This window comes from Acinetobacter sp. CAU_H_S170_2 (genome assembly GCF_058890445.1).
Map to the genome: position 1 here is coordinate 502894 of NZ_JBZYAE010000001.1, position 23573 is coordinate 526466.

At 41.1% G+C, this 23573-nt stretch carries 24 protein-coding genes and 3 pseudogenes; 20 read left to right on the forward strand and 7 right to left on the reverse strand.

Translation table 11 applies throughout. From position 1 onward, the window contains the following. Positions 1 to 8 precede the first annotated feature (8 nt). Positions 9 to 1034 (reverse strand): methyltransferase, encoded by a 1026-nt coding sequence (locus AC5EUN_RS02510; protein ID WP_010327437.1) that lies wholly within the window; start codon positions 1032 to 1034, stop codon positions 9 to 11. A 67-nt stretch (positions 1035 to 1101) separates the two neighbouring features. Beyond that, entirely contained in the window at positions 1102 to 2472 is a 1371-nt protein-coding gene (locus AC5EUN_RS02515; protein ID WP_058951674.1) for a uracil-xanthine permease family protein, read from the reverse strand. Positions 2473 to 2643: 171 nt separating this feature from the next. On the opposite strand from AC5EUN_RS02515, the gene typA reads away from it, so the two are divergent. The 3 genes from typA (at position 2644) to AC5EUN_RS02530 (ending at position 5589) form a co-directional block, all read left to right on the forward strand. Continuing rightward, entirely contained in the window at positions 2644 to 4482 is a 1839-nt protein-coding gene (typA, locus tag AC5EUN_RS02520; RefSeq protein ID WP_010327435.1) for a translational GTPase TypA, read from the forward strand. A 201-nt stretch (positions 4483 to 4683) separates the two neighbouring features. Continuing rightward, positions 4684 to 5118, forward strand: coding sequence for a large conductance mechanosensitive channel protein MscL (mscL, locus tag AC5EUN_RS02525; protein ID WP_004695171.1), 435 nt, complete (start codon positions 4684 to 4686; stop codon positions 5116 to 5118). A 126-nt stretch (positions 5119 to 5244) separates the two neighbouring features. After that, on the forward strand, positions 5245 to 5589 hold the full coding sequence (locus tag AC5EUN_RS02530; RefSeq protein ID WP_010327434.1) for a gamma-glutamylcyclotransferase family protein: 345 nt from the start codon (positions 5245 to 5247) through the stop codon (positions 5587 to 5589). 39 nt (positions 5590 to 5628) lie between these two features. Here the strand turns inward: AC5EUN_RS02530 and AC5EUN_RS02535 are convergent, their stop codons facing one another. Further along, complete coding sequence (locus tag AC5EUN_RS02535; protein WP_004695176.1) at positions 5629 to 5913, reverse strand: peptidylprolyl isomerase; 285 nt, start codon at positions 5911 to 5913, stop codon at positions 5629 to 5631. Next, positions 5910 to 6764 carry a bifunctional DNA-formamidopyrimidine glycosylase/DNA-(apurinic or apyrimidinic site) lyase gene (gene mutM, locus AC5EUN_RS02540; RefSeq protein ID WP_010327433.1) on the reverse strand — a complete coding sequence of 285 codons (855 nt, stop codon included), beginning with the start codon at positions 6762 to 6764 and terminating at the stop codon, positions 5910 to 5912. The genes AC5EUN_RS02535 and mutM overlap by 4 nt, the downstream gene beginning before the upstream one ends. A 353-nt stretch (positions 6765 to 7117) precedes the next feature. Between mutM and AC5EUN_RS02545 the strand changes: the two genes are divergently transcribed. From AC5EUN_RS02545 to AC5EUN_RS02555, 3 genes are all read left to right on the forward strand, one after another. Next, positions 7118 to 8398, forward strand: coding sequence for a carbohydrate porin (locus tag AC5EUN_RS02545; RefSeq protein WP_010327432.1), 1281 nt, complete (start codon positions 7118 to 7120; stop codon positions 8396 to 8398). Between the two features lie 108 nt (positions 8399 to 8506). Continuing rightward, positions 8507 to 9622: an NADH:flavin oxidoreductase/NADH oxidase gene (locus AC5EUN_RS02550; RefSeq protein ID WP_010327431.1), complete on the forward strand. Its 1116-nt coding sequence runs from the start codon at positions 8507 to 8509 to the stop codon at positions 9620 to 9622. 109 nt (positions 9623 to 9731) lie between these two features. Continuing rightward, positions 9732 to 10655 carry an AEC family transporter gene (locus AC5EUN_RS02555; RefSeq protein WP_010327430.1) on the forward strand — a complete coding sequence of 308 codons (924 nt, stop codon included), beginning with the start codon at positions 9732 to 9734 and terminating at the stop codon, positions 10653 to 10655. Between the two features lie 40 nt (positions 10656 to 10695). On the opposite strand, the gene AC5EUN_RS02560 is transcribed toward AC5EUN_RS02555, so the two are convergent. Then, a complete protein-coding gene (locus AC5EUN_RS02560; protein ID WP_010327429.1) occupies positions 10696 to 11505 on the reverse strand; it encodes a tetratricopeptide repeat protein in 810 nt (269 codons plus the stop codon). A 292-nt stretch (positions 11506 to 11797) separates the two neighbouring features. Between AC5EUN_RS02560 and AC5EUN_RS02565 the strand changes: the two genes are divergently transcribed. Both AC5EUN_RS02565 and AC5EUN_RS02570 read left to right on the forward strand, forming a co-directional pair. Then, positions 11798 to 12043, forward strand: coding sequence for a hypothetical protein (locus AC5EUN_RS02565; RefSeq protein WP_004695190.1), 246 nt, complete (start codon positions 11798 to 11800; stop codon positions 12041 to 12043). Positions 12044 to 12380: 337 nt separating this feature from the next. Further along, a pseudogene (locus AC5EUN_RS02570) lies at positions 12381 to 13570 on the forward strand (PQQ-dependent sugar dehydrogenase). A gap of 73 nt (positions 13571 to 13643) precedes the next feature. On the opposite strand, the gene ygfZ reads toward AC5EUN_RS02570, so the two are convergent. Further along, a complete protein-coding gene (gene ygfZ, locus AC5EUN_RS02575) occupies positions 13644 to 14366 on the reverse strand; it encodes a CAF17-like 4Fe-4S cluster assembly/insertion protein YgfZ (RefSeq protein WP_010327426.1) in 723 nt (240 codons plus the stop codon). 261 nt (positions 14367 to 14627) lie between these two features. Between ygfZ and acnD the strand changes: the two genes are divergently transcribed. The 10 genes and pseudogenes from acnD (at position 14628) to AC5EUN_RS02625 (ending at position 21696) form a co-directional block, all read left to right on the forward strand. Beyond that, positions 14628 to 17234 (forward strand): Fe/S-dependent 2-methylisocitrate dehydratase AcnD, encoded by a 2607-nt coding sequence (gene acnD, locus AC5EUN_RS02580; RefSeq protein WP_010327425.1) that lies wholly within the window; start codon positions 14628 to 14630, stop codon positions 17232 to 17234. Positions 17235 to 17313: 79 nt separating this feature from the next. Next, positions 17314 to 17535 (forward strand): hypothetical protein, encoded by a 222-nt coding sequence (locus AC5EUN_RS02585; RefSeq protein ID WP_010327424.1) that lies wholly within the window; start codon positions 17314 to 17316, stop codon positions 17533 to 17535. Positions 17536 to 17539: 4 nt separating this feature from the next. Beyond that, positions 17540 to 18103, forward strand: a pseudogene (locus tag AC5EUN_RS02590) (hypothetical protein); the annotation flags it as partial. A 55-nt stretch (positions 18104 to 18158) separates the two neighbouring features. After that, positions 18159 to 19184: an IS30-like element ISAba125 family transposase gene (locus AC5EUN_RS02595; protein ID WP_010326927.1), complete on the forward strand. Its 1026-nt coding sequence runs from the start codon at positions 18159 to 18161 to the stop codon at positions 19182 to 19184. 6 nt (positions 19185 to 19190) lie between these two features. Next, positions 19191 to 19568 (forward strand): annotated as a pseudogene (locus AC5EUN_RS02600) (hypothetical protein); the annotation flags it as partial. A gap of 72 nt (positions 19569 to 19640) precedes the next feature. Beyond that, complete coding sequence (locus AC5EUN_RS02605; protein WP_010327422.1) at positions 19641 to 19871, forward strand: antitoxin; 231 nt, start codon at positions 19641 to 19643, stop codon at positions 19869 to 19871. Next, on the forward strand, positions 19871 to 20290 hold the full coding sequence (vapC, locus tag AC5EUN_RS02610) for a type II toxin-antitoxin system tRNA(fMet)-specific endonuclease VapC (RefSeq protein WP_010327421.1): 420 nt from the start codon (positions 19871 to 19873) through the stop codon (positions 20288 to 20290). Before AC5EUN_RS02605 ends, vapC begins: the two co-directional genes overlap by 1 nt. A 130-nt stretch (positions 20291 to 20420) precedes the next feature. Then, a complete protein-coding gene (locus AC5EUN_RS02615) occupies positions 20421 to 20564 on the forward strand; it encodes a zinc ribbon-containing protein (RefSeq protein WP_004695201.1) in 144 nt (47 codons plus the stop codon). Between the two features lie 118 nt (positions 20565 to 20682). After that, entirely contained in the window at positions 20683 to 21258 is a 576-nt protein-coding gene (locus AC5EUN_RS02620) for a DUF4126 domain-containing protein (protein ID WP_010327420.1), read from the forward strand. 231 nt (positions 21259 to 21489) lie between these two features. After that, positions 21490 to 21696, forward strand: coding sequence for a hypothetical protein (locus AC5EUN_RS02625; RefSeq protein ID WP_004695205.1), 207 nt, complete (start codon positions 21490 to 21492; stop codon positions 21694 to 21696). Between the two features lie 81 nt (positions 21697 to 21777). On the opposite strand, the gene AC5EUN_RS02630 is transcribed toward AC5EUN_RS02625, so the two are convergent. After that, entirely contained in the window at positions 21778 to 22131 is a 354-nt protein-coding gene (locus AC5EUN_RS02630) for a hypothetical protein (RefSeq protein WP_010327419.1), read from the reverse strand. A 212-nt stretch (positions 22132 to 22343) separates the two neighbouring features. On the opposite strand from AC5EUN_RS02630, the gene AC5EUN_RS02635 reads away from it, so the two are divergent. Further along, positions 22344 to 23042, forward strand: coding sequence for a hypothetical protein (locus AC5EUN_RS02635; protein ID WP_010327418.1), 699 nt, complete (start codon positions 22344 to 22346; stop codon positions 23040 to 23042). Positions 23043 to 23148: 106 nt separating this feature from the next. Further along, positions 23149 to 23421 carry a hypothetical protein gene (locus AC5EUN_RS02640; RefSeq protein ID WP_010327417.1) on the forward strand — a complete coding sequence of 91 codons (273 nt, stop codon included), beginning with the start codon at positions 23149 to 23151 and terminating at the stop codon, positions 23419 to 23421. The last annotated feature ends 152 nt before the right edge of the window (positions 23422 to 23573 follow it).

Below are 23573 nucleotides of genomic sequence, written 5' to 3' on the forward strand. Positions count from 1 at the left end.
ATTGTTCCTTAAGATTTCTTTTGTGTGCTGGCAAACAGCACTTTAAAGCCTTGTTGATCGGCTTTGGTTGTACATTGGCCAAAACTTTGCTCAATGAGTAATGGATAATTCAGAAAGCGGTTGGCAACAATCCACAACTCGCCATCCGATTTAAGATGGCGACGGGATGTTTTGCATAAATTTTCGCTGGCATTGTAATCTGTATGAATGCCTTGATGGAATGGGGGGTTACTGACGATTGCGTGTAAAAACAGAGGAGCATCCTCAATTCCGTGTACCGCTTTAATCTCAAGTTGTTCTGGTAAAAGGTTATTTTTCTCAAAAGTCATTTTTGTTGAAGCTAATGCAAAGGCATCGACATCGAGTGCAAAAATGCGATTTTTCGGATTTAACTTGGCTAAATAAGCACTGATCACGCCTGCACCACAGCCAAAGTCTGCAATTTTTCCAGAAGTGACCTGTGAAAGATGAGGCAATAACACGGCTGTACCCACGTCCAGACGATTTTGACTAAATACACCCGGTAATGCGCAAATCTGTAATTCACCTTTCGGGGTTGGTACAGTGTAGTGTTGTGCCCAATCGGCCAAAGGTTTTGCCGTTACGGTTTTTTCGGTGACCAGTTGCCACATTTGACAATGTCGAGCGCTGTCTAATTTGAGGGTTTTACCAAAAGGTTGCAGCTGTTTAGAGGCGCGTTCTACACCGCCTTTCTTTTCACCAACTAAAAAGATCGATGCGCCTACGGCCAAACGACTCACCAGTTGGTGTAGCACATAATTGAGTAGTTCTTTTGACTTTGGAACAAACACGATGGCTTGATCAAAAGCGACATCAGGCAAATCTGTATCAAAATGCACATCACTTTGTTGGTTTTGGAAATATTGTAATTCGTTAAAATTCCATGTCCAAAAATGTGGTTCTACAGTACCAATTAACTGTGTGTTTAATTCGTCACACGGTGCATTGACCAGTAAAACTGAACCAGAGAGAAATTCTTGCTGGCGAAGAACAACTTCACTTCGTGGATCCATTTTATATACTCCATTGTAAAAACGATGCCCAGACAGTGCTGGGCAAAGTGCATACTGAAATGAACAATTATTTCTTCGTTTCAGGAAGAATAATATTTAATAACAAGGCTGCAATACCACCTGTCGCAACACCTGAACTGAAGATGTTACGGAATAATTCAGGTAAGTGTTCCAAAATTTGTGGAACTTGTGCAACACCTAAACCGAGTGCCAATGAAATGGCAATAATCAGTAGTGCGCGGCGGTCAAGATGAATACCTGACAGAATGTTAATTCCAGAAGCTGCTACAGCTCCAAACATTACCATTACAGCGCCACCTAAAACAGCTTGAGGCACTGCCTGAATCACACCTGCAACAGCAGGGAGTAAACCTAGAATCACCAATAATGCGGCAATCCAGATGCCGACATAACGGCTCGCAACACCAGTAAGCTGAATCACGCCATTATTTTGTGCAAAGACCGAACTAGGAAAGGTATTGAAAATACCAGCAAGGAAAGAGTTTGCACCATTCACCAAGACACCGCCTTTAATACGTTCCATCCAAGTGGCACCATCCACAGGCTGGTTGGAAAGTTTTGAAGTCGCGGTGATATCACCAATTGCTTCTAAAGACGTCACTAAATAGATGAAGGCCATTGGAATAAACAAGCTCCAAGAGAAGCTGAGTCCAAAATGCATTGGCGTCGGAACTTGGATTAAAGGTGCGTCTTTAAGACCAGAAAAATCCAGATGCCCCATAAAGCCTGCAAGAGTGTACCCTGCAATTAAGGCAATTAAGATAGCAGAACTTTTTACCCATGTAATACGGATGCGATTCAGCAAGATAATTAAGCCTAAAACCGTACACGACATGATTAGGTTGTCTGCATTGGCAAAGGTATTGTTTGACATGGCTTGATAGCCACCACCCATGCTGATCAGACCTTCTTTAATGAGGGTCAAACCAATCAATAACACCACAATGCCTGTGACCAATGGGGTAATGAGCATTTTCACCCAAGGCAGAATACGTGACACGCCCATTTCAATAAATGAACCTGCGATTACCACACCAAAAATTGCAGCCATGACGGATTCTACAGGAGTACCAGCAGCAACCATGGCAGAGCCAATTCCAATAATCGGTCCGATAAAGTTAAAACTGGTGCCCTGAACAATCAATAAGCCTGCACCAAAAGGTCCAACTTTTTTACATTGTAAGAAGGTTGCAATCCCTGAGATGACCAAAGACATGGATAAAATCATGTTAGTGTCTTCTTTCGACACACCAAGCGCTAGGCAGATGAGTAAGCCTGGAGTAACAATTGGGACAATAATTGCAAGGAGATGTTGAAAGGCAGCAAGAAAAGCAATGATTGGGCGAGGGCGGTCGTTTAAACCATAGACCAAATCGAGTTGATCTGTTTGATTGGGAGAGAGATTTTGATCAGACATATGTCAAAGGGTGTTAGCAAGGTGGCGCTATTCTAATCGCTTTACACAGCTTTACAAAATTAATTACACACCACTTATCAAAAAAAATGAGTCTGTCAATAAACTGTCACTACTAAATTCTATTATTTTTCTGTATAATTTGCCCTCAAACTTTAGGCGTATCGAATTTACATGTCAGATATCAAAACTCTCCGCAACATTGCCATCATTGCGCACGTTGACCACGGTAAAACCACTCTAGTAGACAAACTTTTACAGCAATCAGGTGCACTTGGCGATCGTGCAGGCGAGATTGAGCGTGTCATGGATTCAGGCGCGATTGAAAGTGAACGTGGTATTACCATTCTTGCAAAAAACACTGCAATCAAATGGTTAGATGCACGTACCAATACAGAATACCGTATTAACATCGTCGACACCCCAGGACACGCAGACTTCGGTGGTGAAGTTGAACGTGTAATGTCGATGGTTGACTGTGTACTTCTTCTTGTCGACTCTCAAGAAGGCCCAATGCCACAAACTCGTTTCGTAACGCAAAAAGCGTTCGCACGTGGTTTGAAGCCAATCGTAATTATCAACAAAGTCGACAAGCCAAGCGCGCGTCCAGATTGGGTTATTGATCAAGTATTTGATTTGTTTGATAACCTTGGTGGTTCTGACGAACAGTTAGACTTCCCAGTTGTTTACGCTTCAGGTCTTCGTGGTGTTGCTGGTCCATCTCCAGAAGAATTAGCGGAAGATATGACGCCGTTGTTCCAAACAATTGTAGACATTGTTGAACCACCAGCAGTCGATGTTGATGGTCCATTCCAAATGCAGATTTCATCACTTGACTATAACAGCTTCGTTGGTGTTATCGGTGTTGGTCGTATTCAACGTGGTTCTGTAAAATTAAACACACCAGTAACTGTGATTGATAAAGACGGTAAGACACGTAACGGTCGTATCTTAAAAATCATGGGTTACCATGGTTTAGAGCGTGTTGATGTTGAATCTGCTCAAGCAGGCGATATCGTGTGTATCACAGGTATTGATGAACTTCATATTTCTGACACCATTTGTGATCCGAAAAATGTTGAAGCTTTACCAGCATTGTCTGTAGATGAACCTACAGTAACCATGACTTTCCAAGTAAACAACTCTCCGTTTGCGGGTAAAGAAGGTAAATTTGTTACTTCACGTAATATCCGTGAACGTCTTGACCGCGAATTAATTCACAACGTTGCGCTTCGTGTTGAAGATACTGATAGTCCTGATAGCTTTAAAGTATCAGGTCGTGGTGAACTTCACCTTTCAGTTCTTATTGAAAACATGCGTCGTGAAGGCTTCGAGATGGGCGTATCACGTCCACAAGTAATCTTGAAAGAAGTTGATGGCGAAAAGCAAGAGCCATACGAAAACGTAACATTTGACGTTGAAGAACAGCACCAAGGTTCTGTAATGGAACAAATGGGTCACCGTAAAGGCGAAATGACGAATATGGAAGTTGACGGTAAAGGCCGTATCCGTATTGAAGCAACTGTTCCTTCACGTGGCTTAATTGGTTTCCGTTCAGAATTCTTGACCATGACTTCTGGTACAGGAATCATGACTTCAAGCTTCTCACACTACGGTCCAATGAAACAAGGTACTGTTGCGAAACGTCAAAACGGTGTGTTGATTTCTATGGTTCAAGGTACTTGCCTTGGCTATGCATTGTTCACATTGCAAGACCGTGGTCGTCTATTTGCTAAACCTCAGTTAGAAGTTTACGAAGGTATGATCATTGGTATTAACTCTCGTTCAGATGACATGACAGTTAACCCAACTAAAGCAAAACAGTTAACAAACGTACGTGCTTCTGGTACTGATGATGCGTTGACTCTTGTTCCTGCTGTTGAATATACGCTTGAACAAGCGCTTGAATTCATTGAAGATGATGAATTAGTTGAAGTAACACCTAAGTCAATCCGTATCCGTAAGCGCTACTTGACTGAAAACGAACGTAAACGTAATCGTTCTGGTAAATAAGTTTTAAAAATGATGTTGCCCCATGCGGGGCCGCAACATTTAAAAATGCCATCAATTTATTGATGGCATTTTTTTGTTTAAAATTAGCAAACCAATATATAAAAGCAGATGATTTCCGAGTAAATTACGTGGAAATGAAGCTATAAAATTAATGTATACTTCGTCACATAAATTAAAGTCAAAAAATAACTGGAGATTTAGATGAGTATTGTTCAAGAATTCCGCGAATTTGCGGTAAAAGGCAACATGATTGATTTGGCTGTCGGTGTAATCATCGGTGGTGCATTTGGTAAAATTGTCGATTCATTGGTGAAAGACATCATCATGCCATTGATCACGGTTGTGACTGGTGGTGGTGTAGATTTCACACAGAAATTCTTTGTTTTGGGGGACAACCCAAATAATTTACAGTCTTTAGATGAGTTGACCAAAGCTGGGGTGAACGTCCTGACTTATGGTAACTTCCTTACGATTTTAATTAACTTCATCATTTTGGCATGGGTGGTGTTCTTAATGGTGAAAATGATTAATCGTATGCGCCGTAAACAAGAAGAAGCAGCGCCAGAACCAGCAGCAACGCCAGAAGATATCGAGTTACTACGTGAAATTCGTGATGAATTGAAAAAACGTCAGTAATCGAACGGTTAAAATAAAACGGCACATTAAGTGCCGTTTTTTATGTCTGTATCTTATCCAAAGACTGGTTTTTATACAGTTTTGGTTTTATGATGCGCGCTGATTGAATAGCTGTGGTGATGCCAAATGAACCAATTATTTGTCTATGGGACGCTCCGTCCAAATCATGAAAATGCCCATCTTTTAGAGCGCATAGGTGGAACATGGCAAAAAGGCTATGTGCATGGCGTGGTGCATATTTTGGATTGGGGACCCGACAAAGGCTTATTCGCCATCGTCTTAGACCCACAAGCAGCAGCGGTTGAAGGATATTTTTTTAGCAGTGAAAAATTGGCCGAACATTGGGATGCATTGGATGAATTTGAAGGGATACAGTATCGACGGGTGAGAGTACAAGGGACGCTGGAATCTGGCGAACGCGTTGATGCTTGGACATATGAGATGAAAGAGGCTCAGATACAGTGTTCGTGATGTGCTTATACTCAAACACATCACACACTGGGTAACTATTTAAAAATCCATACGGAATTTAATTTCTAGTAAATGAAAACCAAATTGGCTCTTGATGGGGCCATGTAGTACTTTTTCAGCAGCACTAAAGACCAATTTATCAATCACAGGCACCAATTGGCCTTTTTTGACTTCACCTAGTTCACCACCGCGTTTAGCTGAATTACAGGTGGAGTATTGCTTAGCAATTTTGGCGAAATCGGCGCCATCGTGGATTTTCTTTTTCAGTTGTTCAGCGAGGTCTTTGTCTTTGACCAAAATATGACGAACAATGGCAGTTTTCATTTGGTTTTTCCTCGAGCTGTGGCTTTGGGCTTAGGTTGCACTTTTTTCAGCGGTTGGCATTCGGGACAAAACACAGAAGCACGCTGTCCCAGTTTGATGTTTTCAAGCGTAGTCTCGCAGTTCACACACATTTCACCTGCTCGACCATAAGCCAATAAAGTTTGTTGAAAGTAACCATTTTCACCCATTGCGTTGGAATAGTCCCGCAGGGTAGACCCACCTAAATCGATGGCCTGCTGCAAAATACGTTTAATCTCGACCACCAATTTTTCAATTTGGCTGGGTGTTAAACTAGACGCCACTTGCGCAGGGTGTATGCTCAAATTAAACAAACTCTCTGTGGCATAGATATTTCCGACACCAACCACCACATGGTTATCCATGATTGCAACTTTTATGCCGACCTGTTTGCTTTTTAACTTTTGGCTTAAATATTCAGCGTTAAAATCAGCACTCAGTGGTTCAGGCCCAAGGGTATCGATTAACTTGGTTTGCGAATATTCATCCAACCATAAAATACAGCCGAAGCGGCGCGGATCATGGTAGCGTAGCTCGACATCTTCAAAACGAATAATCAAATGATCGTGTTTACGCAGGGTTTCACCCACCTCACAAATACGGAAACTACCAGACATACCCAAATGCCAAAGCATCGTGTCTTGTTCAAAAATGGCCAAAATGTATTTAGAACGGCGTTTGAGTTGAATTAAACGCTGACCCACCAGTTTGCTGAGATCGGCGGGAATCGGCCAGCGCAGGCTCGACTGGCGAACTTCAACACTGAGCACTTGTTGATCTAATAACGGAGCTAAACTGGCTTTGGTGGTTTCAACTTCGGGTAATTCTGGCATGGCAACATGAGCTGATAAAACTTGAGGCTAATATTGCGGTGTACACGCGAGATTGCAAGTGATTTCAGCGAGAGGCTTGGCTTTAGCACATTTTTAGAAAGCTAAAGTGCGGGATTGTCTGCTGTGATCAGGAATCATCCTCCTTAAATTACACTCTTGAATTGAGTGAAAACTGCCATGAATCACTCAAATCAAATCTTCTATTTATAGCTGTGGGCGATATTGATAACTTTTTTTTGACTTAATGATAAAAATTTTGCTGAGATCTTTATTTAAAAATTATGTACTTTTCATTAAATTTTTCATTTAAATGAAATGGATTGTTCTTCATTTTAGTTTGGGGCTTGGGTTTTATGCGACAGTTTTCTTTTTCTTTATTTGCAACAGCAATGTGTGCCTGGGCGACAGTGAGTCATGCGGAGCAGATGTTAGATGTACAGGGTCAGTATTTGTTTGGTGACTGGCAGGGAAAACGAACTGAATTGGCGCAAAAAGGCATTAAGTTTGAAGCCAATGCTTTAACAGATACCAACTATTTGGCGGATGGCGGGCATAATGCAGGTGCAAGCCCAAGTACCGCTTCGCAGTTTTGGTTAGGCACACAATTTGATTTAGAAAAGCTAGCCGGCTGGGAAGGGGTCACCATTCGTTTTGTTGCGACTGCGCGTCAAGGACAAAGTACCTCAATTCGAGATTTGCAAGATCCTTCTGCACCGCAATTAGCCAATGTACAAGCCACCTATGGCCGTGGAAACCAAGACAGCCGTTTGTCAGAGCTTTCGATTGAAAAGCGTTTTAAAGAACAAGGGCTCAGTGTCAAAGTTGGGCGACTGGGTTTAGGTTCTGATTTTGATGTGATGGCGTGTGATTTTGTTAGTAATGCCTTTTGTGCCGCACAAATGGGGAAATGGCAGGGCAATATCTGGATGAATACGCCGGTTTCACAATGGGGCGGTCGCATTAAATATCAACTGACCCCTGAAGTGACAACTCAAGTGGGTGTTTATGAATTCAATCCAGATAATGGCAATGGCAAAGCCGAGGGACAAGGTTGGAGCCTAGACACAGAACATGCCGACGGTGTGACTATTCCAGTAGAAGTGATTTGGACACCGAAAGCACTATTGAATGGTTTGGCGGGGAGCTATCGGGTTGGTGGGATATATAACACCGCAGATGATCCAAATAACCAATATGATGTGGCTTATGGCAAAGGTGTGGTTGGCGAAGACCGGACATTTGCAGGATGGATTGCCATCGAACAGCAACTGACTTCAACGGGTGCAGGGCGCCAAGGTTTGCATAGTTTTGCCAACTTTACATGGCATGACCGCATCACCAATAAAGTAGACAACTCACAGCAAGTGGGGCTGAAATATATTGGGGTATTTGAGCAGCATCCGACGGATATTTTAGGTTTGGGAGTGAATCGTGTACATCTGAATGAGCGATTTACTGCGGGTAAAGCACAGTATGATGCGAGCGCAGAATACAATATTGAACTGAACTATAGCTATAACGCTACGCCGTGGTTAATGTTACGTCCCAACATTCAGTATGTGATCAACTCAGGTTCAAGCCATGTGGTGGATAATGCATTAGTCTTGGGGCTTGGAAGCCGCATTACTTTCTAAATGGATAGCCATAAAAGTGCAAAGGTTTGACAGCAGATTTGCACTTTTAGCGTTGAATGCAAGGCACTTTATTTGTTATAGATCATAGTGAGTACAGGGAGAGCTGTGATGCCATTATTATTTCAACCCATTCAATTTGGGGATTTAAACTTAACAAATAAAATCGTGATTGCGCCGATGTGCCAATACTCAGCCAATGATGCGGGTGAGCTGAGCTATTGGCATGAGCAACAATGGGCCAATTATGCTTTGTCAGGTGCGGGCTTGTGTATTGTTGAGGCAACAGCCGTACAAGCTGTAGGACGAATCAGTTTTGCGGATTTAGGGCTGTGGAATGATTTGCAACGTGCACAAATGAAGGCCTTGCTTCAAAAAGTCAAAACACTTTCACCAATGCCTTTTGCCATTCAACTGGCACATGCGGGGCGTAAAGCATCGACCGATCGTCCTTGGTCAGGAAAAGGTCAGATCAAACCGAATGAACCGCATGGTTGGCAAACGGTTTCTGCCAGTGATGTCCCCTTTAAGCCCGAAGAGCATGCACCACATGCTTTAAGTGTGACGGAGATGCAAGACATCATCGAAGACTTTGCCAGTGCTGCAGTACGCGCAGTAGATGCAGGTTTTGAGCTGATCGAACTACATGCAGCCCATGGCTATTTGTTGCATCAGTTCATGTCACCGCTGTCGAACCGACGTACCGATGAATATGGTGGAAGTTTTGAAAACCGTATTCGATTTACCTTAGAGGTCTTCCAAGCCATTAAACAAGCTATTCCTGAAAATTATCCCGTAGGTATACGTTTATCTGCAACTGATTGGATGGAGTCGACTGCAACAGAAAGTTGGGATATTGATTCAACGGTTGGGCTATCGAAAGCGTTAGAGCAACTCGGTGCGGCTTATATTCATGTTTCAAGTGGTGGCTTGCATGTGGAACAAGACATTCAGATTAAGCCCAAGTATCAAGTGCCTTTTGCCCATGCAGTGAAACAAGCGGTGAAAATTCCAGTCATTGCGGTGGGCTTGATTACAGAAGCTAAGCAGGCTGAACATATTTTAGAAGCGCAAGAAGCCGATGCAATTGGTCTGGCGCGTGCCATGTTGTATGACCCACGATGGCCGTGGCATGCCGCTGCAGAACTGGGTGGGAAAGTCTCTATCGCACCGCAGTATTTACGGTGTCAGCCACATGGGATCAAAGATTTGTTTTCTGCGTTCTAATCTCATAAGTGTTTTGCTTCGCCATTGGTCTTATAAAATATTTCAACTGAGTAAAGGTGTATCCTAGGATAGGTCTTTACTTACATCATCTGGAAAAGGAACAACTTGAATGATTTTTTCGGTAATTTTTCCAGTATTTTTCCTGCTCTTCCTCGGTTTTGCTTCTGTCAAAATCCAGTTGCTCGCTAAAGAGCAAATGACTGCAATCAGTGCTTTTGTCATCAAAATTGCGTTACCTGCTTTATTGTTGCACGCCTTAGCTTCAAAAGATTTGCATGAAATTTGGTATCCCGCTTATTTTTATGTTTATGCCGCTGTGACCTTTGGCTTATTTATTACGGCTTTTATTTTAGGTCAAAAGCTGTTTAATAATCACTTTACCCATGCTGCAGTCTTTTCACTGGGTGCATCCATGTCCAATACGGGGTTATTGGGAGCAGCAATTTTGACGCTGCTGATGGGGAGTGAAGCGATGATTTATATTTCATTGGTGGTGATCATTGAAAGTGTATTTCTTGTGCCGCTGATGCTCACTCTGGCGGAAATAGGGCGACAAAGACAAGCCAATTTAGCCTCTATTTTAAAAACCACATTTCTTACGCTACTTAAAAATCCGTTGTTCTTATCGGTAATGCTTGGCATGAGTTGTGCGATTTTTGAACTTCAAATTCCACATTTAATCGACCAAGTGTTTGCGATGTTAGGTCAGACCGCTGCACCTTTAGCGCTCTTTATTATTGGTGGGGGAATGGTGGGTCTCACTATTCAGTCTTTTAACCTGCAAACGGTTTATCTGGTGGTGTCTAAAAATATTTGTATGCCACTTTTGGTTTATTTAGGGCTGACCTATTTGACTGAATTGGACCCAAAGATGATTTATGCAGGGACCTTGATTGCGGCTTTGCCGATGCCGTCTTTGTTTGGAATTTTTGGGCAAGTGTATGGTTTGAATGAAAAAGCATTCACTCCACTGATGATCAGCACGCTATTGAGTTTTGTGGTGGTCAGTGTCTTGATTGGTATTTGGTGGTAAAAAAATACTCTCCGAGGAGAGTATTTTTTGAAGAAGAGATTTATTTTTTGACCGCAGCTGTTGCAGCAGGGGCTTTGGCTTGATCGGCAATCATTTTATCAACCATCGCCAAAGATTCTTTGGCTTGCGGTACATTTTCTTTAGCTAAAGCGGTGAAAATTTTCTTCGCTTCAGGCAAGTTCTGCGGAATGATATTGCCATTGGCAAACATATTGCCTACGGCCATCAGGGCAGGAATGTAACCTTTTTTGGCTAAGTCTTGAATGCTGTTGAGACCTTTTTGAATGGGTGCTTCTTGTTTGTTTTTAAAGCCTGTGCTGATGTCGTACAGGGCTTGTGCATGAATGGCTTGATAGTTGCCTTTTTTCACCAAAGGCTCAAGTTTCTTAAGGGCTAACTTTTCAGACTCTGGTTTATTTTCAGAAAATAACAGCACGGCATATTCAACGGTTGCATCATCAAAGCCTAGTTTAGATGCGGCTTCAAAGTGTTGTTTGGCTTTGTTAATGTCTTGAGGCAAGCCTAAAGTACCCGTGACATAGTTTTTCGCAAGCACATAATGCGCAACGGGGTAGCCTTTGTTTGCAGCATCTTGATAGAGCTGAATGGCTTTCTTCTCATTCTTCGCTGTGCCTTGGCCAGTCTGAGTCAAATAAGCCAAGTTATACATGGCTTGTGGGTTGCCAGACTTTGCCAGTTTTTCTAAAGCCTGATATGCCCCCGCCATATTGTTGGCTTTAACCATTTCCTCAATCTTGGCAAATTCGGGGTTGATGGTATCTTGAGTGGAGGCTGCAAGTGCAAGCTGGCTAGAGAGTGCAATTAAGCTTGCAAGTACGATTTTCTTCATGTTTTATAAACCTTTTTCTTACACATAAGTCCATCTATGTGTGTATTTGTTTTTAGTCATTTCACATCATAAGTTGAATTGTGTGAATGTAAATATCTGAATTGTGTCTTGGTCTTACAAATTTCCGTTGATTGTGTTGATCGGTATATATTTTTCCAATACAAACCGCGTGATGTACAGTGGAAAGGAGTGCAATGGGTTATTGGTATTTGCAGCTGATGGCTTCGGGTTTTATTAGAATTCTGGCTTAGATTCTGTTTAAATAGCGCTGAAAATGAGTAGCGAGTTCAGCATGTTTATTAAGTCAATTAAGCGAAATTATTTAAAAGTTTTGGCCGATGAGTCGATTCCAGATGGCGAAAAAATTGATGCCTTATTGATGAAATTGGGTGGTGAGTTTTTAGTGAGCAAAGATGACCGTGTATATATCTTTGAAAAAGACGGTGTGACTGCAAAATTTGATGCTAAACATGCGCGAGATTTTTCATTTAAAGACTATCTCTGCAAAGACATGAATAAGCTGTTTCATGATTTTTGATGTTTAATCTTCATTGAAGATGAGTGAACTATTAAATAAGGCTCTAAAAATAGTTTAAGTCCTTGGATGAGCCTTTTATCCAAGGACTGATGCTTGCTATAGAGTTAAAGCAATATTTTCTATGTTCTGTTTATAGCCGCAGAACGAGTGTGAATGGATTTACCCACTGTAAAGATACTTGCAGTGGTCAGGCTAAAAGATAATATAAAATAATAGTTTGTATAGAAGAGCCTATACGTTTTTCTAGCAAAAGCGTTTGATTATGCACTCATCATTCAAGTTATATCCTATAAAAAAGAAGATTACTTTTCATAAGATGAATCGAGACGTCTCTAAAATGATAAAAATATTCTCAATCTTATTCATATGTTTAGTTGGTTCAATGGCAGTTTTAGCTGGGCAGCCAAATCTTGTTCCTCATCAAATCAACTTGAAAAATGGGAAGCGCTTTTCTCTAAACCTTCCAGCAAATTACGACATCATTCCTGCGGCTGAGGGTTTAAAACGTGTTCGTTTTTTAGCAAAGCACCTGACGGTAGAATGTTTGTCACAGATATGCGCGATTTGACCGACAATAAAAAAGGCATCGTTTATATTTTGGATGAATGGAATGCTGAGACAGGAAAATTCGGCAAAATTATTCCTTATATGACAGGTTTGAAAAATCCAAATTCAGTCCAGTTTTATACAGACTCTTCTGGGCAAGACTGGTTATATTTGGCTGAAACTCATCAGCTCACCCGACGAAAATTCACCCAAGGTGAAATTAAACCCACGGACAAAACCGAAGTTTTAGCGACTTTTCCTGATTATGGTTTAAGCTATAAATATGGTGGCTGGCATCTAACACGAACCATTGCCGTGGGTGGGAACGGTAAAATTTATGTTTCAGTCGGCTCAAGTTGTAATGCTTGTACCGAGAAAGAGAAAGTTAGAGCGACAGTTTTAGAAATGAACCCCGATGGTTCTGAACAAAAGATTTATGCCACAGGTTTACGCAATGCTGTCGGTTTGAAATGGGTGGGTAAATTTTTATTTGCCACCAATCAAGGTGCAGACCATCTGGGTAAAAATAAGCCTGATGAAACGTTTTATGCACTCAAGCGTGATGCAGATTATGGTTGGCAATCTTGTTATTCGTCGAATGGTAAAATTTTAGCAGACCCAAAATTTAAACGTCCAACAGGATGTAAAAATGTACCGCCTCCTTATGCCTATTTCCCATCGCATTCATCTGCACTAGGCTTTGACTATTTTGATCATCCAAATACGGATGACACCATTAAAAATTCTTTTTTAGTTGCTTTACATGGTTCTACGGATGCCACGATTGGTCATGGTTATAAAATTGTGATTATGCGTAAAGGGCAAAAACTTGAAACCTTTATGGATGGTTTTTTAGTAGGGAATAAGGTGAATGGTCGACCTGCGGATATTTACCGTATAGATGCAAATTCCTTTTATTTTTCAGATGATCGAAGTGGTGTAGTTTATTTTGTGAGGAAGAAAGAGTCCTCATCGCTCTAAGTTTTAAAAAGCCCCCAAAACCAAGAATAAGTTTTAGAGGCTCATTTATCATAACAGCATAAAATTTAAAGTCTTACTGAGGTCGTGCCACATCACTATTTAAGTGTTCTGGTAAGTCTAAAACTGTCACATCAAGCTCGCTCAAAGACTCAGGACGTGCCACCACTAACGCGACATAACCGCCATCAATCGCAGCGCTATTCACCACTTGAATACCTTTATTCAACTGTTCAGCTTGTGCAGGTGCACTGCCTGTACCCTGAATTAAATGCAACCATGCTTTTGGTTTGGCTTTAAACCATAAACGTGCAATCACTTCCTGACCCAAGTAACAGCCTTTGTCATAGTGCACGCCTTCACGTTGGTGTAAACGTAGCTCTTGAGGTTGAAACACATGCTCAATGGCTTGGTCGATAAACGCTTCACCATGAGTAATGGCTTGCACTTGCCATGCAGCAATATCGGTAGGCTCAGCAGAAAAGGTGGTGCGGTCTTGCGTAAAGGTTGGGAAAACTGAACCCATAGGTTCAAGTTTCATTTTAGAGAAAGCACCAAACTTTTTAATGTGCTTAGCAAATTCTTCCGACTGGTCTTGAGTGGTGACAATTTCAAAATGCTCAGGGTTGCGTTTTGTCAGCCACAAACCAAAGTGGATACGGCCTTTCAAGTCACAAATTGCGGTGTATTGCGTTGTATTTTCAGCTAAAGCTTCAACGTTGACCGTCACTTGGCCTTGTAAAAATTTGAGTGCATCTACACCAATTAAAGTGAAAGAGGAGAAAGCTAGATCGCTCATGAATTGCTCGCCTACCTTAAAATCTAATACTAAAGAATTAGGGCTATTTTCCGCTATTTTTCAGAAAAAATCATATTTAAAGTAAATATTTAAAAGTTAATGTAACTAAATATTTCAAAAATCCCTGTTTTTATATCTAAGTTTATGAAATATAAACGATTTGGGAAATGGGTTTTCGACAGTGTAGTATGCCTAGCAGACAAAGATGAATTGTCTAGTAAAGACAGTGAAGAAAAATGAAACACCAAAGGCAGGAACGCTATGAACAATAATCACCGCAAACCACTGCAAGGCACCCAGCTAGAATACTTTGATGTGCGAGAAGCCGTTGAACAGATTCAGCCAGGCGCTTATGCAAAACTTCCATACACCTCAAAAGTATTGGCTGAACAGTTAGTGCGTCGTTGTGATCCTGCCATTTTGGAGCAGTCACTAAAAGAATTAATTTTCTCAAAACAAGATCACGATTTCCCTTGGTATCCAGCTCGCGTCGTCTGTCATGACATTCTTGGACAAACGGCATTGGTTGACCTTGCAGGTTTGCGTGATGCGATTGCAGACCAAGGTGGTGACCCATCGAAAGTGAATCCTGTGGTGCCGACTCAGTTGATTGTCGATCACTCTTTAGCTGTGGAATTCGGTGGTTTTGACCCAGATGCTTTTGAGAAAAACCGTGCTATTGAAGACCGTCGTAATGAAGACCGATTCCATTTCATTGAATGGACCAAGACTGCTTTTGAAAATGTCGATGTGATTCCTGCGGGTAATGGCATCATGCACCAAATCAACTTGGAGAAAATGTCTCCTGTAGTGCAAAGTCGTGAAGGTGTGGCATTCCCAGATACTTGTGTCGGTACAGACTCACACACGCCACATACCGATGCGCTTGGTGTGATTTCGATTGGTGTGGGTGGACTCGAAGCTGAAAATGTAATGCTCGGTCGTGCATCGTGGATGCGTCTTCCAGACATTATCGGGGTGGAATTTGTTGGACAACGTCAAGCGGGTATTACTGCAACCGATATCGTTTTAGCACTGACTGAATTCTTGCGTAAAGAACGTGTTGTCGGTGCGTACCTTGAGTTCTTCGGCGAAGGCGCGGACAGCATGTCAGTGGGGGATCGTGCCACGATTTCCAATATGACCCCTGAATATGGTGCAACTGCGGCAATGTTCTATATTGACCAAAACACGATTGATTATTTAACGCTGACAGGTCGTGAAGCTGAGCAAGTTGCACTGGTTGAAAACTATGCCAAAGAAATTGGTCTTTGGGCATTGGATATGAAACAAGCGGAATATCCACGTGTCCTTCGTTTCGATCTTTCAACAGTAACACGTAATATTGCAGGCCCATCAAACCCACATGCACGTGTATCTACAGCAGATTTAAAAGAAAAAGGTATTGCAGGCGTGGTTGAAAACCGCACCGATGGTTTAATGCCAGATGGTGCTGTCATCATCGCTGCAATTACTTCGTGTACCAATACATCCAACCCACGTAATACCGTTGCCGCAGGTTTATTGGCACGTAAAGCCAATGAATTAGGCTTAACCCGTAAACCTTGGGTGAAATCATCATTTGCACCGGGTTCTAAAGCAGCTGCGCTTTATCTTGAAGAAGCAGGCGTATTAGACGACTTAGAAAAACTCGGTTTTGGTATCGTGGCGTATGCATGTACCACCTGTAACGGTATGTCAGGTGCTTTAGATCCTAAACTACAACAAGAAATTATTGACCGTGACTTGTATGCAACAGCGGTACTTTCGGGTAACCGTAACTTCGATGGTCGTATCCATCCTTATGCAAAACAAGCGTTCTTGGCATCACCTCCGCTGGTTGTAGCGTATGCGATTGCAGGAACCATTCGTTTTGACATCGAAAAAGATGCATTAGGAAACGACAAAGACGGTCATCCAATTTATTTGAAAGACATTTGGCCTTCGGATGAAGAAATTGATGCTCTGGTCAAAGAAGCGGTGAAGCCTGAACAGTTCCGTAAAGTGTATATTCCAATGTTTGATTTGGGTGTCACTGAAAAAGCGGCAAGTCCTTTGTATGACTGGCGTCCGCAAAGTACTTATATCCGCCGTCCGCCGTATTGGGAAGGGGCATTAGCTGCACCACGTACACTGGCAAATATGCGTCCGCTTGCCATCTTGCCTGACAACATCACCACGGATCATTTGTCACCATCGAATGCAATTATGATGGATTCGGCAGCAGGTGAGTACCTACACAAAATGGGTGTACCTGAGGAAGACTTTAACTCCTATGCAACGCACCGTGGTGACCACTTGACTGCGCAACGTGCAACATTTGCTAACCCGAAACTGTTTAATGAAATGGTGGTTCGTGCGGATGGCACCATTAAGCAAGGTTCGAAAGCACGTGTTGAGCCTCAAGGCGAAGTGATGCGTATGTGGGAAGCGATTGAAACTTATATGAATCGTAAGCAACCGCTCATCATCATTGCAGGTAAGGACTATGGTCAGGGTTCTAGCCGTGACTGGGCTGCAAAAGGTGTACGCCTTGCTGGTGTTGAAGCGATTGTGGCGGAAGGTTTTGAGCGTATTCACCGTACTAACTTGGTCGGTATGGGCGTGTTACCGCTTGAGTTTAAAGCGGGTGTTGACCGTAAAACTTTAGGTTTGGATGGTACTGAACTTTATAGCGTGATTGGTAATATCGCACCGCGTTCGACGTTAACTTTAGTGATTGAACGTGCGACGGAAGATGGTAAGAGTGAAATCGTTGAAGTGCCTGTAACCTGTCGCCTAGATACTGAAGAAGAAGTGTCTGTATATGAAGCGGGTGGTGTATTGCAACGCTTTGCGCAGGACTTTTTGGAAGGGAATGTGGCGTAGTTTAAATAAGTCTTTTTAATACTTGAAATAATTTTATAAAGCCATATTTCATATATGGCTTTATTTTTTGAGTATGGATATGGAAAGATATTTGGATTTAGATGATGATTCAGGTGTAGTTGGATATGAAATTGGGGATACTTTTATAAGGGTTAAATTTAGTGGTACAGCTAAAATTTATACTTATAGTTATCGAAGTGCAGGTATTGAGAAGGTTGAACGTATGAAGCAGCTAGCTAAAGTTGGAAATGGTCTCAATGCATATATTAAATTAAACGCAAATAGCCTTTACGAAAAATAAGAATATGAAATTTAAAAGCAGAAACCTAAGAGCGATTGCTGAGTGCATTATTGGTGATAATAAATCCTTTAAATATAGAAGTAGCACGTATATTACTGAGTTTTTCGAGGAGTGTGATTTACCATTTCAACATGATGGTTCAACACGTTGGGCTTGGACATCAGATAGATTAGCCGAATTACTGGACGAATCTTGCCCACCAAATATGTTGCCTCCACGATTTGTACATGTATTAAGGGTCTTAATGCATAAATCTGAAGCAACAGAGGATGATCCGCAACGTATCAATGCTTTAATTGAGTTAAATAAGCCTTTAAGCAGAGAAGGATATGAGGCTTTTTATAGTAATGATAATAATTTATATATTAAAAACTTAAATAATAATCAGATTATAAAACCTTCTGAAAATCCTCATCGAATATTCTCAGAAGAGGAAATCAAAAAAAGAGATTTGTTAATCAATTATTTAGATAAATGCTCAGAGGATCAACTAATTGAAAATATATTATTACCACTATTTCGAATATTAGGTTTTCATCGAATCACAGTAGCAGGACACAAAGATAAAGGGCAGAGTAAAACTTGAAGTGCGACATAAACCACCTAATTAATTTAAAGGGTTTATGGAGTATATAAAATTGTCATACCATCATCTTAACTTTGAAGATCGTACTGCATTAATGCTTGAGTCAAGAAAAGAAGGCTTTTCAGCCAGAAAATTTGCTGAACTTATTAAAAGACATCCTAGTACGATCTATCGTGAGCTTAAAAGAAATAGCATCAATGACGTTTATCAAGCTCGATATGCTTCTGATAACACCTTCGCTAGACGTAGACGTGGTCACAGAAAACTCAAAATCGATTCAATCCTCTGGAAATTTATTGTTGAAGCGATCCGTTGTTTATGGTCTCCTCAGCAAATAGCAAAGCGTTTAAAGACATTTCCTGATTTGGATCAAACAATGAATGTAAGCCATACAACGATTTATTCAACGATACGAGCATTACCCAAGGGTGAGTTGAAAAAAGACTTATTATCCTGTCTACGTCATGAAAATAAAAAGCGAAAAGCTAACGGTGAACCTAAAAAAGATTCTATATTACAGGATATTAAAACTATTCATGAGCGCCCAGCCGAAGTTCAAGAAAGAAAAATACCGGGTCATTGGGAAGCTGATTTAATTAAAGGTAAAGACAATAAAAGTTCGATAGCAACACTTATTGAACGAAATACACGGCTCTGTATCTTGGCAACATTACCTGATGCAAAGGCAGAATCAGTGCGCAAGGCTTTAACTGAAGCTCTGAAATATTTACCTGCAGAACTGCGTAAAACGTTGACCTATGACCGTGGACGCGAGATGGCAGAACATAAAATACTTGAAGAAGATTTAGGCATAGATGTATATTTCTGTGACCCACATTCACCCTGGCAAAAAGGCACATGCGAAAATATGAATGGTTTAATTAGGCAATATTTACCTAAAGGGATTGATTTAAATCAGGCAGATCAGCATTATTTAAATCAAGTTGCCATGTCACTGAATACTCGTCCTAGAAAAGCGTTAGATTGGCTTACACCATTAGAGAAATTTGCTCAGCTTGTTGATTATCATAAGACTTTTCAAACTGTCGCACCTCATGTTTGAATTCGCCAAGCATTGGAATATGGAAAAGATATTTGGATGAAATATACACTGCCTACACAGCATATAATTTATTTTGGAATTCAGGTAAAGAAAGGAAAACTAGATTCTTCAGGTGTTTCCAAAGCTAGCAACCACAATATTGCTGAAATTTATAACCAAACAACGATGATGTTGGGGCATGAAATTTTCGATCCTGAAACAAATAAAAGAGTATTGGTAGATCATGCTTATATCATTGCAGGCGGTGAAATCACAAAAGCAGCAAGAAACTGGTTAGGTAATAAATTAGATGCAAATCGCAGAAGCCAAATTATTTTCATGGATAGAGATGATATTTTGAATTTATTTACTGTGAATGTTATTGAAGTACCTCAAATTCATTAAATTTAATTCGCTTGAAAAACACTCAATAAATACCTATCATAAGGTATATATCAAAACTGATGGAGTAGCCTTATGACTACCGCAAAAGTTTTTATGACTGGTCGAAGCCAAGCTGTTCGCTTACCCAAAGAATTTCGCTTTGAAGGTACAGAAGTCGAAATTTTCCGTCGTGGCGATGACGTGATTCTGCGTGAAAAGCCAGTCACCGTAGATCGGTTATTTAAAGTATTAGCGCAAATGCCGAATGACTTTTATGCAGAAGAAAGAGTGGATGAACCACCACAGGAACGAGAAGAGTTCTAATGCAGACACAATATTTATTGGATACGAATATTTGTATCTACATCATCAAACATCAACCTGAAATTGTCCGTCAGCATTTTGAAAAACATCTCCCACATCGAAATATTTTAATTTCAGTCATTACTTTGGGGGAGTTGCGTTTTGGTGCAGAGAAAAGTCAGCAAAAAGAAAAAGCCCTTAAAGTGATAGATGAATTAACCTCAATGATTCAAGTGGTTGAGTTAGATGAATATGTCGCTGATCACTATGCGCAAATACGCCAAGACCTTTCATCTAAAGGGCAGATTATTGGTGCGAATGATTTGTGGCTTGCCGCGCATGCACGTGCGAATAATTGGGTGATGGTGACCAATAATGAAAAAGAATTTTTGCGTGTCGATGGATTGCAGATCGAAAATTGGGTGACTAACACCTTGTAAGGCGTTTAGATTTTCTAGGGAAATTATTTCTTGCCCAAATGCCATCATCATTTGTCGAAATGATCAATAGACATTCATCATAAAAGGCATATACTAGTAAGACCATTTTCTAAACATATGGAGAACAAAAATGGTTACTGCTGGCGAAAAACCTGGAACAGGCTTCTATTTTTGTGTTCAATGCGGACACCGCGTCTACTTAGAAATTGGTACAGATCGTTTACCCCCGTGTACCAAATGCCAAGGCAATCAATTTAACAATAAGAATGCCTAAGCCCAAGATTTAACAGTTACCCACTGTTTAAAAGAAAAGCCCTATCACCCGATAGGGCTTTTTGCTAAGTTATAAAAAAGATAAAAGTATCCCAACTTAAGCCACATAGGAAAAGCACATGGAAACCATATTAGGACTTTGTATCGGCATTGGCTTAAGTGCGGCCTGTGGCTTTCGTGTTTTTGTCCCACTCTTGGTCATGAGCCTTGCATCTATTATGGGTTGGTTCGAGCCCATGCAAGGTTTTGAATGGTTAAGCATGCCATCGGTATGCATTGCCTTAGCTATTGCAACTGTCTGTGAAATCGCAGCTTATTACATACCATGGGTAGACAACGCTTTAGACACCATTGCAACGCCAGCCGCGATGGTCGCAGGAACACTCACCACTATGGCGGTCAGCAGCGGGGAAATGTCGCAGTTTGCCAGTTGGGCCGCAGCAATTATTGTCGGTGGGGGAACAGCAGGCGCCGTGCAAATGAGTACCGTTGCTGTCCGAGGGGTTTCAACCGCGACGACGGGCGGGGTCGCCAACCCACTGGTGTCTACAGTGGAATGGGTCGGAGCCGTTTTACTGTCCGTGCTGTCACTACTGGTTCCAGTCTTGGTGGTGATTGTGGGCATTATTTTGGCGATTTGGGCCGTACGTTGGTTTAAACGTAAAAAACAACAAAGTATCAGCACACCTTTATAGTTTCAGCAGTTTTCTTATGGTGTTGCTGGGCCTCTAAATTTAAAGATAGCATGGCTAATTTTTCGGTTATATGGACATCAATTCTTTTAACTTGATATGACTTAGAGGTCAGTTTCACTTTTAAAATAATGATTGATTTTTATACGGCATCCGTTTAATTTTATAAATACATACTTTTTGTATGGTTTTGTTTGTGGTTGAACTTTATAAAAATTATTCGGGGAGCTGTAAATGATAAAATTTATTGTAAATGAACAGCCTAGTGAAAAAGGCATCCATCATATTCATAATGCGTCCTTAGGCTGTGCAGACTTACCCAGCTCGGAGGATCAAATTCTAATTGGTTATTTTGCCAATTATGAGCTGGCTTATAAACGGGCAAGAATGAACTGGCCCAGAGAAAAAGTCGAAGGTTGTGACAAGTGTTGTTTCAAATAGCCAAAAGCAAAAAAGCTCTGCAAATTATGCAGAGCTTTCCATTGTTAGATATGGATGTTCAACTTTTTAAGCATTACAACATTAATGAATTTCAATTCGGGTCGTGACCTTAATTTTTCGACACTCTCGGTCAGCTTCGACTAAAGCACGAATTTTAAAGTCAGAAAATCGCACTACTCGGTTTTGCATAGCAAATTGTTCAGGTGTTTTAATTTCTAAGCACTGAAAAGGACGCAGATTTTTTAGGATGTGCTTTTGTTTATCCGTCATGTTCTGTGTCGATAAATATACATAGCCTTTGGTGGTTTTTAATAACACTTCATTTGGCTGTGCTTCAGTTGAGCTGGTGACTTTAACGATATGTGTTTTTAACACTTTGCATGCACTGAGGGAAAGCGCAAGGCACAGCATCAGCAGGGCAGTTTTAGTTTTCATGATGAAACGTATTTGAATGGTCTTCCGTCACTTTAGCCGAAAGTTTTCAGCGGCAGCAATCAAAATATGACACTGATACGGTCATCTGTTTTAATTGTAGAGCATCCTATAAATAGGCTTCTGATAAATGCTAATCTGTAGTACAGATGCCAAAAATGAGGCATTCATTAGCGTGCTCGCTTAACTACTTTATTTTAAAAATTAAGAAAACTATGAAAAAACAGTTCATTCAAACTTCTCTAATGTTCGCTGCAATGTTGGGTATATCCACCAATCTCTGTGCTGAAAACTTAAGCGCTGAGAACATTCAGCGGCAAAAAGCGACCAACCAATACCAAGCTTACCTTCCCGCAAAATATACGGTGTATGAGGTTGTGCAAGGGGACTTAAACAAAGATGGTTTAAAAGATGTGGTTTTAATCGTCAAAGGTACAGATCCGAAACAATGGGTCACCGATGAATACCGTGGAAAACTAGACCGCAACCGCCGTGGTGTGATTGTGCTGTTGAATACCAAAGGGCACTACCAAAAAGTCGTTCAGAACCTGTCACTGTTTTCTTCAGAAAATGAAGATGGCGGTGTGTACTTTGCGCCTGAGTTGGTGCCCTCTATCGAAAAAGGCGTGTTAAAACTACATTATGCCCATGGCCGTTATGGATATTGGGCCTATCAGTTCCGTTTAGAGGGGCGTGATATGCGTCTGATTGGCTATGACAGCTCCGATAATTTCGGCCCTTATGTGAACAGCGAAACCAGTGTCAATTTTCTCACCGCTAAGAAGCTGGTCAGAGAAAATCTCAATAAAGACCCGGATAGTGACCCTAAATTTAAAGAAACATGGAGCAAAGTGAATTTTGCTCCACTGTATTTGAGCAAAATTCAAGACATCGATGATCTGAGTCTTGAATAGTATTGGCTTAGTTTTTGCTAACTTATATCTCAAAATGCACTTTTATAAGTGACGTGAGTCTGAGGCATCAGTCACATGACTGCTTGATCATGTATAGGGGAAAGAGATGGAAAATAAAGAACTGGCCTTGAGTGTTGAAGAGAAACCTAAGCTGAGTACGGCTGCTCATTTGATGGCAGGTTGGCCTTTGTTTTTAGTGATGATTGGTGGTGCAATCGGTGGAGCCTTAGCTGTGGTTGCGTATGTAATTAACCGAAAAATCTATCTGTCTCAGCTCAGCAATATGCAAAAGGTGCTTGCCAATTTACTCTGTGGTATGTCTGCGATCAGTTTGTGGTGGTTTATTGCAACATGGTTGCAAGGCTATATGGCGACTTAAACGTTCTGGAATGATGGTGTAAAAAATGATACAAGTTCATTTTTATGCGATGAAATAGATGATTTAAGTGTCATGATGAATATCTTTATCAAATTTAGTTTTATTTATGGAAATATTTTTCATCATCGCTTGAAATTAGCCAATCTTCGAAA